Source organism: Legionella nigrisilvae, from assembly GCF_977063395.2.
On sequence record NZ_CDRUGZ020000019.1, the window covers coordinates 354,704 to 368,833 of the forward strand.

The window sequence follows — 14,130 nt, forward strand, 5'->3', positions numbered from 1 at the left end:
CAATGTGTGGGATAGTAGGTATTTACAGTCATGAACCAGTAGCCTTCGAATTGTATGAGAGTCTTATTCATTTACAACATCGAGGGCAAGATGCTGCGGGCATACTCACTTGTGATCAGCGTTTCTATACCAAACATGGATTAGGTTTAGTTCGGGAAATTTTTACTTCTGATAACGTTTCCACATTGCAAGGAAATATAGGGATTGGTCACGTACGCTATCCCACTGCTGGTGGCTATACGGCAACCGATGTCCAACCCTTATGGATTGGGAGTCCACGAGGTATAGCGCTTGCCCATAATGGTAATCTGTCCAATTATCAAGAATTGGCTGATGACATTCGTTTAAAGCAACATCGTCATCTTAATACTTCTCTTGACTCGGAAGCACTATTACTCGTGCTTGCGGATAACCTAGCTAGTAATGCATCCAGCCATGAGGAAAATTCAGATAGTTTTTTCGAGCTTTTAACCCAAGCCGTCTCGCATATTTTTGAACGAATTGAAGGAGCATACTCAATTGTATCCGTAATTATTGGCAAAGGTCTTGTTGCCTTTCGCGATCCTCACGGTATCCGCCCGCTGGTTTGGGGAACACGTGAAAATCCTGATGGAACTGTTGATACTATTTTTGCATCAGAAACTACTCCTTTTTATGCCTTGGGCTTTGAACCTCGCGGGGATATTTTGCCCGGTGAAGTTGCCTTTGTGGATCTTAAGGGAAAACTACACCGCCGTGTTCTAAAAACCGAACAATTTAGACCTTGTGTGTTTGAATATGTTTATTTTGCACGTCCGGATGCAACACTTAATAACGTCAGTGTGTATCGCGCTCGTTTACGCATGGGACAAAATCTAGCGCAGCAATGGAAGCAAAAACACCCTGAACTCATACCAGATATTGTTATTCCCGCTCCGTTCACTGCAAATACTGCAGCTCTTTCATTTGCTCATGAATTAGGAGTCCGATATTCCGAAGGCTTGTATAAAAATCCATTTATAGGACGTACCTTCATTATGCCTAATCAAAAGGCACGAAGTCGAAATATTCGCTACAAATTAACTCCTCAGCAAACTGAAATTAAAAATAAAGTGGTGATGATTATTGACGACAGCATAGTTCGAGGAACAACCTCTCGGGAAATTGTCAAAATGGTAAGAGAGTCGGGAGCAAAGAAAATCTATTTTGCTTCCACATCGCCCCCCCTTAAAAATCCCTGTTTTAGTGGAATTGATATTCCCTCACGCAAGGAGTTGATTGCGGCTAATAAAACTGAAGATGAAATTGCCCATTATCTTGGTGTGGATGTATTACTCTATCAATCCAATGAAGATTTGGTTGAAGCAGTTACACGTCGCGGGGAGCATCAAATCAAAAAACCGTGTATGGCGTGTATGGATGGCGATTATTTTTGTAAAAAACTCACTTCAGAAAAAATGAAAGAACTGGAAGAACAACGTGAAACAAGCAGACTTACTACTCCCCCAAAAATAGAGGATAACCGCGAATGAACATTCTTGTTATCGGCTCTGGCGCACGTGAGCATGCACTGATCAAAGCCTTAGACCGGTCGCCACAAAAACCGTCATTGTTTTGTTATGGCACGGCAATTAATCCTGGAATCCAGCAATTAACTCATCAATATTGCGCAGGGGATATTACCAATTGTACGGCAGTAGTATCAAAGGCAAAACTTTGGGACATTGAATTAGTCATTATCGGTCCAGAAGCCCCCCTTGAACAAGGTATGGCTGATGCTTTTTGGCAAGCAGGAATCCCCACCATCGGTCCGAAAAAAATATTGGCCCAAATTGAAACCTCTAAAGAGTTCGCACGCGATCTGATGCAAAAGCATCATATAGCCGGTTTACCACGTTATAAAAAATTTACCCACCTCGATGAGATTGAGACTTTTCTCAATGAACTTGGCGAAGGCAATTACGTTATTAAAGCAAATGGATTAATGGGTGGAAAAGGGGTTAAAGTTGCTGGAGATCACCTGCATTCAATTGCTGAAGCTTTGGATTTTTGTCAGGAAATTCTTGATAAAAAGCAGACTATTCTTATCGAAGAAAAATTGATTGGGCAGGAATTTTCATTCATGTGTTTCGCTGATGGCAAGAAGCTGGTTCCTATGCCTTTGGTGCAAGACCATAAACGTGCTTATAACGGCGATAAAGGACCCAATACCGGTGGTATGGGAAGTTACTCCGATACCGACCATCAATTACCTTTCTTGACTGTACATGATGTTCATGAAGCCTTGGCGATTAATAACGCCGTCTTTAAGGCCCTATCTACGGAATGCGGTGAATCCTATATTGGCATTTTATATGGCAGTTTTATTGCAACTAAAAGTGGGATTTATGTTATCGAATTCAACGCACGCTTTGGCGATCCGGAGGCCTTAAATGTATTATCAATTCTGGAGTCTGATTTTGTTACCCTATGCCAAGCCATGGTAAACGGTACTCTTGCTGAAGAAAACGTTAAGTTTTCTAAACAAGCCACTGTGTGTAAATATGCAGTCCCTGAAGGTTATCCTGATGCACCTAAGAAAAACTTTGTCGTAGAGTTTTCAAAAGTCACCTGTCAAGATCATTTATACCTTTCATCCGTAAATCAGGTAGATGATCAAATCCTTGCTGAAGGTTCACGCACTGCGGCTTATGTAGGAATTGCCGATTCAATTTTTGCTGCAGAGCAAAACGCTGAAAAGGAAATTTCATTGATTGAAGGTCCTTTATTTCATCGTCAGGACATAGGAACTAAGCAACTAATTCAACAACGAATTGACCATATGCAAAGGATACGCGCATTATGATTCGCATCGCCGTACTTGGTTCAACCCGAGGTACTAACCTTAATGCACTGGTTGCTGCAATAGAACAACACCATTTAGCGGCATCAATCGAGCTGGTTTTGAGCAACAAAGAGGATGCGCTCATTTTGGAAAAAGCGGCAAACTTTGGAATTCAATCCATGTTCGCCAATCCTCAAGGACTCAGTCGTACAGAATTTGATAATTATCTGTCTGCGATACTCAAACAACATCAAATAGAATTGATTGTTTTAATTGGTTATATGCGCATTTTATCCGCTGAATTCGTCTCCCAATGGGAAAATAAAATAATCAATATTCACCCGTCTTTACTGCCAGCTCATGCAGGGCTGATGAATCTTGATGTCCATCAATCTGTTTTAGATGCAGCTGATACTGAAACCGGTTGCACTGTTCACTTTGTTACCGAACAAGTCGATGCAGGACCAATTATTTTGCAGAAAAAATGTCCCGTTTTTCCAGGCGATACTGCTGAACTTTTGAAAGCTAGGGTGCAAGAACTCGAAGGATTAGCCTTGATTGAAGCGATACAGATGATTGCTAATTCCGAGAATAGTCGGAGTTTACTTGGATGCCAAGCTACACCTACCAAGATGATAAATAGTTAACGCGGGAAATTATGCCTAAAATACTTGTATCAATACTTATGGGCTCAAAATCTGATTGGACCATTATGGAAGAAGCCAGCCGAACTCTGGAACAATTTAACATTCCTCACGAAGTTCGCGCTTTATCTGCACATCGTACCCCAGATGCATTATTTGAGTATCTCAAATCTGCAGAAGAACGTGGCGTAGAAATTTTTATCGCTGCCGCAGGTGGTGCGGCTCATTTACCCGGGGTTGTAGCAGCTAAAACACTAATACCTGTTCTAGGTGTGCCCATGCCCTCTTCAACATTCACTAATGGTCTTGATGCGCTTTTATCCATAGTCCAAATGCCAGCGGGAATTCCGGTAGGAACCCTTGCAGTGGGCAAAGCAGGCGCTATTAATGCGGCTATTTTGGCAGTAACAACCCTCGGCAATCAGTATCCTGTATATCGTGAAGCGATTAAAAATTACCGCGCGACTCAAGCACAAAAAGTACTGGAACATGCTGAAATTAAGTGATAACTCGAACACATATCGTTTCACCTCAGCCTATAAATTTATGGGATGAGGTGAAACTATCTGCAGGGTGATGCTGAAGAAATGTCATAGCTTGCATCATCACCTAACTGCTCGTGTAATCCCTTGCTCACTGCCATAAAAGTATTAGTTAGATTATCTAAATAAAGTTCTTCTGATAACTTCATTCCATCTTTCATCATTTGCATAGCGATTATGTGTTGCTCTTTTGACAGTGACGCTGCGAGTTTTGCACTGGTTTTAGTTAAGATTTCTTTGTACTCCTGATGTTTATCAGTTAGGTTGTTTTTGTTTTTTAATTCCGCAAAAATGCGTAACATTAAATGGAGACGCGTTGTTAGGTCATTTTTTTCACTTAATTTAGTCGATTTAAAGATCACTTCAATTGCATTTCGCTGACTTTTACCCACAGTAGCAGTAAGAAATTGAAAACTTTCTACGCTATCAATAACATAGGGCAGCAAACCTCCGTATTTAAGAAGGGAATTTGATTCAATTACTTTCGTATTTCCATTTGAAAAAATATCCAGTGTTGTATTATCAATTTTTTCAAAGGACCGAGCCTTCATAACCGCGGCGAGTTGTTTTTTAAGACCCTCAATTGAGTGTACCAGCTCTTTATCAACACAGAGCAGTTCAGAACCAGTGGATCTTTGCTTAACCATAAATCGATACAAATCATGTAACAAGGAATCAATAATCAAATTGATATCATGTGTTAAATGTTTACTCACGGAATGATCTTCATTGACCTCTCGAAACCATTTGCAAACTAGGGACATGTTGTATTTATCGGGGAGGTTAGTCGCAAGGTTTTGACAAATTGGGAGTAGCATTTCATTAGGAAGACATTCAATTGCTGGACTTTCTTGCTCTTGTTTGCGAGAGTCCGTTTTCGCTCTAGAATTTTTAAAAAATCGGTCACCTCGTAACATTAAAATCCCTTTTAACATTAATGCGACTTAGGTCGCCGTATCACCTCAAATCGTCTTGTCGATTCGTCCTTATTTTTCGAAAAAAACATATTTGTTCCTGGAGGTAAAACCCCGGAAAGTCCTTTAATCACAATATGTCTTGTCTACCTTACTTCATCCTGACGATAAATCAAACCATTGGTTTAGCAAAGCGATCAATTCCCCCACCCCTTCCTTTTTTGAAGATGAAAAAGATTGAACGGTTATCAAATGGGTTGCCAGTTCATAATGTTTACGCACTTTGGCTAAGGTATTTTTTACTTCACTACGGCTTAATTTGTCGGATTTAGTCAATAAAATATGGACTGGTAGCTCCCGGTTTAATGCCCAATCGACCATCATTACATCTAAATCTTTCAAGGGATGACGAATATCCATCAATAAAATCAAACCTTTTAAGCTTTGCCTGACTTCAAGATAATGCGCCAAATTTTTTTGCCAGTCCATTTTCACTTGCAAAGCGACTTTCGCATACCCATAGCCTGGTAAATCAACAAGGCGACGCGTTTCATCGATGCCAAATAAGTTAATTAATTGGGTTCGACCGGGTGTTTTACTGGTACGTGCCAAATTTTTGATGCCAGTGAGACAATTCAAAGCACTTGATTTTCCAGCATTTGAACGTCCAGCAAAAGCAACTTCATATCCGGAGTCCTCAGGTAACTGAGGCACACGGGCAGCACTTTTTAAAAAAACAGCTTTAGAATAAGGATTTTCCAACATAAGAATTATAATATTTTGGGATTCAACCAAGGCAGTGTACCATTACTTGGTAAATTTATTATGAGAAATCGATGAAAAAATTTGTACTCACTTTTATCCTTTGCTTTCCATTAGTTCTTTTTGCTCAAGAAAATACCTTATCTGCACCCAACAAAGCGGTAGTTTGTTCCGCATGCCATGGACAACAAGGTAATAGTCCAAATCCTGACTGGCCTAATATCGCAGGACAACATCCCAAATACTTTATAAAGCAACTCAACGATATGAAAGATAGCGCGTTACGTAACGCACCAACGATGAATGCGCTTGTTGCTACCCTTAGTAAACAGGATATGGATGACTTGGCAGCATATTATGCTAAAATGCCTCTTGCTAAGGGCAGTACACCTAGAGAATTTCTTACACGGGGTGAACAAATCTACCGTGGAGGAGATTTTGCAAAAAGGATAACGGCATGCATCGCCTGCCATGGTCCCAAGGGTACGGGCAATGCTCAAGCTGGCTTCCCCATACTGTCTGGCCAACATGCTGCTTATACCGTGTTGCAATTAAATGCATTTAAAGACGGGAAGAGGAAGAATGATTTAAACCATATCATGCAAGATATTAGCAGTAGAATGAGCCAAGAAGATATGGAAGCAGTCGCACATTATATTGAAGGGTTACATTAGGAAACTAAATTATGTTAAAAAAATTAATCGCTGTATTCTTTCTTTTACCAGCAATGGCCCTGGCTGCATCATTTGTTGAGGGGAAGGACTATCAAATTGTTACCAATCCAAACGTAATGAATAATAAAAATAAAGCGCCCATTATTGAAGAATTTTTCAGTTATGGCTGCCCCTGGTGTTACAAAATAGAAGCACCTCTCAATTCTTGGGTTAGTAAAATGGGCAATAACGTTCAATTCGAACGTGTTCCAGTGGTATTTAAACCATCATGGGAGCTCTACGCTAAAGCGTATTATACTGCAAAAACCCTTGCACTTTCTGATAAAATGACGCCCTTACTGTTTAAAGCCATCCAAGAAGAAAGAAAGCCCCTCGACTCCAAACAAGCTATGATCAGTTTTTTTGTTGCTCAAGGAGTGGATAAAGAAATCGCGAAAAGTGCGTTTGAAAACTCACCAACCATTGATATGCGTGTTCAAAATGGAATGAGCCTCATGGGCGCTTATCAAATTAATGCAGTGCCTGCCTTTGTGGTAAATAATAAGTATAAAACGGACTTACAAATGGCTGGTAGTCCAGAGCGTTTATTAGAACTATTGAATTATCTCACGCGAAAATCTGCTTAATAAGCTGACTATTATAAACCTGCAAATGCCTGGGTGAAGGCACAAGCCGCAACCCAGGCCGAAACTACGTTTCACGCTACAGTGCTTAGTCAGCAGAAATTGGAATAAAGATAGAGACAATGCTTCACGTGAAACGTTAAAACGCGTGCTCGATGGATTTTTTCTGATATATCAATTCTCGTGCAGCGACAAATCCCATCATGTCACTTAACATGGTACTTACAACCTCCAATATTTCCTTGAAGATGCTTGCAAGTGGGCTAGTGAGAAAAGTACTTAAAACAGGGCTATCTTGTTTATAGAAGTTATTGGCCTGTTCCATAAGATCTAATGTTGTTCTACAAAACTCGATTACTTCATCTACATTTGTAGAAGCGAACAATTTTTCAAACTGAGCGTTGTACTCTGCCCTTGTTTCTCCTTTTAAAACCAGGTTCTGGTGCTTCTCCGTAAACAAGTGGGTACGATTAGGATTGGTGAGTTTTAAATAATTATTAAAGAATTCATCCAGGAGTGGCTTAATGTTGCTTAAATGTTTGGCTAGATATATGCGAAGGGTTATGTGGTAAAAAAGTTGCTCGACATTCATTTTATTACGGGAGGAAACTTCTAAATACTCAAGGCCCAGCTCATCAGCTAATTCCTTTGCTTGCGTGGAGCTTACCTCTCTTCGTTTCTCTATGTCCGCTTTGCAACCGACAAGAATCATTGGAAGATTTTGCTTGGTTACTCTTAAACGAGCTACGTAGTCTTTCGTGTGCTGCAAAGAAGTTTTATTAGTTAAATCAAAGCAGACTAGCGCTCCATCAACCGATCGAAAATAAGAACCAACGATTTCCTGTAATTTAGGCGTACCTGAGGCATCCCAGATGCGTAATTGGACTGTTTTATTGAACAACTTAATCCATTTTATTTCTTGGTCAACACCCATAGTGTCCATGTAGGTATCATAACTATAGAGAGAACCCCCACAATACGCCTGCACCAAGCATGATTTACCAACGGCGTTATTCCCTAGAAGAATTATTTTGAAATGCTCGTCATACTCTTGTTTGCGTTCCATGCTAACAACCCCTCCTTGGATCAAATCTGCACAAATAATAACAAACTATTCGCTCTAATTTAAGTGGTCATTGTCCCCAAGGAGGAATTTAACGAAACGGTTTGGATTAACATTTTAAATCTTTTATGCTCCCTTACCTGGATTTTCCAAACTTAAAATTCCGGTATTGAAATCATAAGCAAAAATCTCAGCATAACGTCCCCAGTCAATCATGGTACGTAATACACGGTCGGCTTCTTTTTCACTTAGATAATCTTCAAGCTTACTCAAAAAACGTTCTTCAGAAACTCTATGTCCTACTTTTTCATCTAATACTCGGCGGATGTAACGGGCAAGAGGTACCTTTTCCAATAATCTCTGCGCGAATAATTGTTTACGCTCTTGAAGATCAGCTTCAGCAAATTGCTTTCCTAAGTCGCTTAATTGGATATCTCCTGCAGAAACTTTAGCGAAACCTAATATTTCCAATGTTTCAAGTATGGGAAATAGGTCATCAATATTCATCATCAACTCATCTGCAAGCTCTGGTAGATCAATACGCTCTTCAAAAGAGGTCATCGTCTCAATCAAGCCAGTAAGTTCGGAAGGTTCTACATCGGGTAATCGGTATCCTAAACCGATTTGTCGCTCTCTTTGGGCTCGTTTTGCTTTTTCTTTAGGCCCAGTCGTCATTAATGTATAAATTTTATCAACCAAAGCCCGAAACTCAGGTGACTCAGGATCTCGTGGCTGCGGTAAGGTAACAGGTAATTCGGCGCGGATGTACCCTGGATCATTCCCAAAAATTACTATTCTGTCAGCTAATGTAGCAGCTTCTTCAATATTATGAGTCACTAATAAAATCCCATTGGTATTGGTTTTCTTTTCTGCCCATAATTCCAACAAGTCGGACTTCAAGTTTTCCGCGGTAAGTACGTCAAGGGCGGAAAAAGGCTCATCCATCAATAAAACATCGGGATTAATGACTAAGGCTCGCGCAAAACCAACCCGTTGACGCATCCCACCGGAAAGTTCCTTTGGAAACGCCGATTCAAAACCATCAAGACCAATAATATCAATCGCTTCAATGGCTCGATGCCTGCGCTCATCCCGACTTACTCCTTGAGCCTCTAGTCCAAGCTCTACATTTTCCAATACGGTAAGCCAAGGCATTAAGGCAAACGACTGGAAAACCATTGCAATCCCAGCGACAGGACTGGTGACCGGTTTACCCCTATAAGTTACGGTTCCACCAGTGGGGGCTATAAGACCTGCAATAATACGCAACAAAGTTGACTTCCCTGAACCGGATTTACCTAATAAGGCAACGATTTCGCCTTCTTGAAGCTTAAAGTTCACATCCTCAAGCACAAGCAAATCTTGTTCTGCTGCTTTTTTAAAAGACTTGCGTAAGCTTTCTATTGCAATAATGGTTTCAGACATAAGTATCTTTAATTAAGGTTAAAACGTTCTTCCGCCAAGCGATAGAGCGGACGCCAAATCAAATGGTTAAAAGTAAGTACATACAAACACATCATTGCAGTACCTAAAGCAATTTTTGGAAAGTCTCCCGTTGCCGTGCTGGCTTGGATGTATTCTCCCAAACCTGTAGCTCTAAGGGTAGTATTCCCCCAACTCACGAACTCTGCCACAATGCTCGCATTCCATGCACCACCCGCAGCTGTGATGGCGCCCGTAATATAAAAAGGAAAAATGCCAGGCAATGCTAACCTTTTCCACCAGAGCCACCCCTTCAAGCCAAAATTGTCTGCAGCAAGATAGAGTTCTCGCGGAATAGTCGATGCTCCTGCAATCACATTAAATAAAATATACCATTGAGTTCCAAGAATCATGAGTGGAGTCACCCATAGTTCTACATTTAAATGAAACGCTACGATAGCTATCACAAATAAAGGATAGAATAAATTTGCAGGGAATGCTGCTACAAATTGAATCACTGGCTGTATTTTTTGTGCAATTCTTGGCCTTAGACCAATCCACACGCCTACTGGAATCCAAACTAAGGAGCTAAGAAATATCATAGAAAGTACCCTAGCCCCGGTTGCTGCTCCCAGCAAAAACACATGCAAAATATCGCTCACTTTCAATTCTGCAAGAATAAAGCGCAATAAGAACCATGCTCCAGCACAAACGCTAATTAAAACTAAGATGCTCCAAAGTCGATCGAGACGCTTCTGCTTTTTAAAGTCAATTTCCCTTATTATTTTTGTCTCATTGATTCTCAGCCAACGCGCATTGACAAAATGATCGGAAAAAATGCCAAGAACTTCAGCAAACTGCTTCATTAGTCTACTGCCACGAATCCAATCCACGAGCCAAGATTGATATTCCGCTCCATCATGGGAGGGCTCTGTTTTAAACTTTTCAGACCAGGCAATTAGAGGACGAAAAAAGATTTGATCGTATAAAAATATAACAATCATCATTGCTAAAATAGCATAACCCACCGCATGTAAATCTCGTTGCTGAATTGCCAAGGCAATATAAGACCCTACGCCCGGCAATCGAATGTCTTGATGCGCTACTGAGATCGCTTCAGACAAAACCACAAAGAACCAGCTAGCAGACATAGAAACCATCATGTTCCACAACAAACTCGACATGGAAAAAGGCACTTCCAATTTCCAAAAGCGTTGCCAGGCCGAAAGTCGAAACATAGAAGACACTTCTTGTAAATCATGGGGTAATGTTTTTAAGGACTGATAAAAACCAAACGTCATATTCCATACTTGTGCACAAAAGATAGCAAAAATGGATGCACATTCAGGTCCTAGCAAACTGTTAGGAAACAAGCGGATGAATCCGGTTACTGTAATCGATAGAAAACTTAAAACCGGGATAGATTGTAAAATATCAATCGCAGGAATAATGATTTGTTCTGCACGCCGATTTTTTGCAGCCCAAAGTCCTATCGTAAACGTAAATATAATCGAAAAAAACAAGGCAATAAACATACGAAGTACCGTACGTAATGCATAAAAAGGAAGATTGGCAGGATCTAATGAAATGGGTATCTGCTCTCCCAATTGATAGGGAGTGGCCATTTGCGAACCGGCCCAACCTAAAAAGAACAATATGGAAAAAATAAGAACAATGAGCAGCAAATCCCAACGATTTACATATCGGCCAAATCTATCAGGATTAGCAAAGTAGAACCGACTTTCGCGCACAATGCCTCCTCAATAACTTTGTCGACACCCAAAATACACTCTGCAACTGATTAATCACGCAGTATAATAATTGAAAAAAAAAATGAAACTCAAGGGCCAAATATACGCCTATACCTCGCAAAATTTTCCGCCCTGGAATAATTTTAAATTGATACGGGAACAGCTGCTTGTTTCAGGATAATAAAATATCATAAAGACAGCTTGTCCGATAGATTAAAGCCGTTAATATAAACCTTTCTTCTGATTAAAAAGGAGAGTGTTGTGCTCAAAGATAAAAAAGTCACCTGCAGCAAACGTAATGAATTCGTGAATTGTACTAATATTCAATAATTTAGTTTTTTGCTTTCTTTAAAATGAAATAATTTGCACAAAAATTGAACTTTCCAAAAATTTCCGTGTCTAATATAGTGAGCATTTCCCCCGAATGCTTAGCTTCGCTTTACCCCCTCTTAAGCGGAGCAGTGTTTAGATTTCATTATCTAAACATCCAATTTGCCCCGGCAGCAGCCGGGGATTTTTTATGTGTATTGAATGAGCTACACTATAAAACAAGATCATTGGGAATTTAAGAAATCATCCGATAATTGGCTACACCTTAATGCACTAAGTTGAGCCTATCCCTAACGTGACATGTGCTTTGAAACAAAGAATAAAGGCTCAGTAGCTCGATCTCGCGGGAGGGAAGAGGAACAAGAGGAACATATTCTTAACTTAGTAATTAAACTACACTCTACTTTTTATTGTAAAAGGGATATGCTTATGAACAAGAAATTAGTCTTTATTTTCTTATCAATTTTTTTCCAATTTAGCTATGCACAACCAGAGCCCGCCCAATTATCCGTCTGGGTTAATGAGGCAATCGTAGCCACCTATACTTATAGCTATAAAAATTACCTTGAAGATCAGAAGAAAATAGCTAAGTACTTTGCAGCGGACGCCTGGATATCCTACAGCAAGGCGTTAAATGCCTCCAAATTACCAGAGGATGTCCAAAAAAATCTCTATAATGTGAGTGCCGTAGCTACTGCCCCCCCGGTAATCACCAATATCGACCCAACACATTGGAAAGCAACAATGGGGCTTATCGTAGCGTATCAAAATCCACAATACCAACAACGTCAACATTTGAAGGTAACGATTAATTTTATGGTTGCGCCATCAGGACAAGGAGTGCGGGGATATACCATCACCAGTTTACAATCCGTAGTAACCAAACAACCTTGTAAATGTGATGTTGAAGAAGACAGTGATTCAATGCCAGCTACTACCCCAGCACCAGGTCAGCCTAACCCAAATAACGCCAAACCATAAGTCCTAGATGCATAAGGATTAACATGCCAATCAAAATCAAAATCATATTTAATTTGCTTGGCATGGTTACATCTAGAGCAGACTCCTCAGGGTCATTGGGATTATAATAGATATCAATTGCCGTATTTTCTTGAAAAGCAACAGCCGCTTTATAAGCAATGCCACGGGAATATTTACTATTAGGATTGTTATGGGCTGTATCTAAAAACAAATATTCTCCCGTTAAATCTTTGTCATCAACTTGATAAGTATATTCAATTTTAGGCCAAACACTATGACCTACTTTAGTCCAGTCGCATTTAGTAATATAACCTTTAACTTTTAGCCACGATTGTGCTTGTACCAATACTTGTCTATCACGCCAAAAATGCCGGAGGAGTATTAGGAGGAATACTAACCACCCTAAATCCAACATCCAACGCCAAATATTTAGCCCAGTCATTAAAGTAGTCCTAATAAATATGCTGTATGGAATATACAGTATATATCGCAATAGGTATAATCACCCACACTAAGGTGATTGAAAAAAGGACGTACAATGATTGCTAAAACCCCTCTCCATGCCACACATCAAGCTTGTGGCGCCAAAATGGTTGATTTCCATGGCTGGGAAATGCCTTTGCATTATGGTTCTCAGCTTAATGAGCACCACTATGTTCGTAAAGATGCGGGCATGTTCGATGTATCGCATATGACTATTGTTGACATTCTTGGCGCCGGTGGCCGTCAATTCTTACGTAAACTTTTAACCAATGATGTGGATCAGCTTGAACACAACGGAAAAGCACTTTACAGTTGTATGTGTAATGAACATGGTGGAATTATTGACGATCTAATCGTCTACCAACGCGCTTCTGATAATTACAGAGTGGTTCTGAACTCGGCAACCCGACAAGATGATTTAGCTTGGATTCGCCAAAAAAGTGAAGGCTTTGCCGTTGGTTTACAGGAACGAAGAGAATTGGCAATGATTGCCGTGCAAGGACCTAACGCGATAGAAAAAACAAAAAAAATTCTTACTCCTGCGCAAATTGATGCCGTTTCTACTTTAACGAGTTTCGAATGCGTGGATGTGGAACAATGGTTTTTTGCGCGCACTGGATATACGGGAGAGGATGGATTTGAAATCATTGCCCCGCAAGAATTCATTATCCAATTATGGAATGATTTAATGCAGGCTGGTGTTCATCCTTGTGGATTAGGTGCCCGCGACACCCTTCGCTTGGAAGCAGGAATGCTTCTTTATGGGCAAGATATGGACACTACCACCAGCCCCTTAGAATCAGGACTCGGTTGGACTATTAAATGGGAACCCGCCGATCGTGATTTTATTGGGATGGGAGCTTTATTTTCCCAAAAACAAATTGGAATAAAACGAAAAATGGTGGGGCTCACTTTATTAGATAAAGGTATCATGCGTAATGGACAAAAAGTAATAATCCCAGGTTGTGCTGATGGAATTATTACTAGTGGGAGCTACTCACCTACACTGGAAAAATCTATCGCCTTGGCGAGAGTTCCAGCTGAAACAGGTGAAGAGGTAATGGTTGATATTCGCGGAAAATTAGTTCCTGCAAAAGTTGGAAAACCGCGTTTTGTAAAATCAGGAAAAGCGATTTAA

General features: G+C 40.3%; 14 protein-coding genes. 8 read left to right on the forward strand and 6 right to left on the reverse strand.

Annotation, left to right across the window (positions count from 1 at the left end; translation table 11 throughout):
• The first annotated feature begins 2 nt into the window (after positions 1–2).
• Genes purF through purE form a run of 4 tightly spaced genes read left to right on the forward strand, consistent with a single transcriptional unit; the run spans position 3 to position 3,953 of the window.
• Positions 3–1,511 carry an amidophosphoribosyltransferase gene (purF, locus tag ACWTE2_RS06630; protein ID WP_454784713.1) on the forward strand — a complete coding sequence of 503 codons (1,509 nt, stop codon included), beginning with the start codon at positions 3–5 and terminating at the stop codon, positions 1,509–1,511.
• Positions 1,508–2,824: a phosphoribosylamine--glycine ligase gene (purD, locus tag ACWTE2_RS06635; protein ID WP_454784714.1), complete on the forward strand. Its 1,317-nt coding sequence runs from the start codon at positions 1,508–1,510 to the stop codon at positions 2,822–2,824. The genes purF and purD overlap by 4 nt, the downstream gene beginning before the upstream one ends.
• Positions 2,821–3,450, forward strand: coding sequence for a phosphoribosylglycinamide formyltransferase (gene purN, locus ACWTE2_RS06640; RefSeq protein WP_454784715.1), 630 nt, complete (start codon positions 2,821–2,823; stop codon positions 3,448–3,450). Before purD ends, purN begins: the two co-directional genes overlap by 4 nt.
• Positions 3,451–3,461: 11 nt before the next feature.
• Positions 3,462–3,953: a 5-(carboxyamino)imidazole ribonucleotide mutase gene (gene purE / locus ACWTE2_RS06645; protein ID WP_454784716.1), complete on the forward strand. Its 492-nt coding sequence runs from the start codon at positions 3,462–3,464 to the stop codon at positions 3,951–3,953.
• A gap of 56 nt (positions 3,954–4,009) precedes the next feature.
• On the opposite strand, the gene ACWTE2_RS06650 is transcribed toward purE, so the two are convergent.
• Both ACWTE2_RS06650 and yihA read right to left on the reverse strand, forming a co-directional pair.
• The gene (locus ACWTE2_RS06650) at positions 4,010–4,906 is read right to left on the reverse strand and encodes a hypothetical protein (protein ID WP_454784717.1); all 897 of its coding nucleotides are present in this window, start codon (positions 4,904–4,906) and stop codon (positions 4,010–4,012) included.
• A 153-nt stretch (positions 4,907–5,059) separates the two neighbouring features.
• Entirely contained in the window at positions 5,060–5,668 is a 609-nt protein-coding gene (yihA, locus tag ACWTE2_RS06655; RefSeq protein ID WP_182393727.1) for a ribosome biogenesis GTP-binding protein YihA/YsxC, read from the reverse strand.
• A 71-nt stretch (positions 5,669–5,739) separates the two neighbouring features.
• Here yihA and ACWTE2_RS06660 point away from each other — a divergent pair, with 71 nt between their 5' ends.
• Entirely contained in the window at positions 5,740–6,339 is a 600-nt protein-coding gene (locus ACWTE2_RS06660; protein WP_454784718.1) for a c-type cytochrome, read from the forward strand.
• 11 nt (positions 6,340–6,350) lie between these two features.
• Positions 6,351–6,965, forward strand: coding sequence for a thiol:disulfide interchange protein DsbA/DsbL (locus ACWTE2_RS06665; protein WP_454784719.1), 615 nt, complete (start codon positions 6,351–6,353; stop codon positions 6,963–6,965).
• A 136-nt stretch (positions 6,966–7,101) separates the two neighbouring features.
• Here ACWTE2_RS06665 and ACWTE2_RS06670 read toward each other — a convergent pair whose 3' ends face one another.
• The 3 genes from ACWTE2_RS06670 to ACWTE2_RS06680 all read right to left on the reverse strand — a co-directional run bounded on the left by ACWTE2_RS06670 (position 7,102) and on the right by ACWTE2_RS06680 (position 11,198).
• Entirely contained in the window at positions 7,102–8,028 is a 927-nt protein-coding gene (locus tag ACWTE2_RS06670) for a Rab family GTPase (protein ID WP_454784720.1), read from the reverse strand.
• A 123-nt stretch (positions 8,029–8,151) separates the two neighbouring features.
• Entirely contained in the window at positions 8,152–9,450 is a 1,299-nt protein-coding gene (locus ACWTE2_RS06675) for an ABC transporter ATP-binding protein (RefSeq protein ID WP_182391990.1), read from the reverse strand.
• A gap of 8 nt (positions 9,451–9,458) precedes the next feature.
• Positions 9,459–11,198 carry an ABC transporter permease gene (locus ACWTE2_RS06680; RefSeq protein WP_182391991.1) on the reverse strand — a complete coding sequence of 580 codons (1,740 nt, stop codon included), beginning with the start codon at positions 11,196–11,198 and terminating at the stop codon, positions 9,459–9,461.
• A gap of 759 nt (positions 11,199–11,957) precedes the next feature.
• Between ACWTE2_RS06680 and ACWTE2_RS06685 the strand changes: the two genes are divergently transcribed.
• Entirely contained in the window at positions 11,958–12,509 is a 552-nt protein-coding gene (locus ACWTE2_RS06685) for a DotI/IcmL family type IV secretion protein (protein WP_454784721.1), read from the forward strand.
• On the opposite strand, the gene ACWTE2_RS06690 is transcribed toward ACWTE2_RS06685, so the two are convergent.
• Positions 12,484–12,951: a DUF3592 domain-containing protein gene (locus ACWTE2_RS06690; RefSeq protein ID WP_182391993.1), complete on the reverse strand. Its 468-nt coding sequence runs from the start codon at positions 12,949–12,951 to the stop codon at positions 12,484–12,486. The two genes, ACWTE2_RS06685 and ACWTE2_RS06690, sit on opposite strands and share 26 nt — an antisense overlap.
• Positions 12,952–13,047: 96 nt before the next feature.
• Between ACWTE2_RS06690 and gcvT the strand changes: the two genes are divergently transcribed.
• The gene (gene gcvT, locus ACWTE2_RS06695) at positions 13,048–14,130 is read left to right on the forward strand and encodes a glycine cleavage system aminomethyltransferase GcvT (protein ID WP_454784722.1); all 1,083 of its coding nucleotides are present in this window, start codon (positions 13,048–13,050) and stop codon (positions 14,128–14,130) included.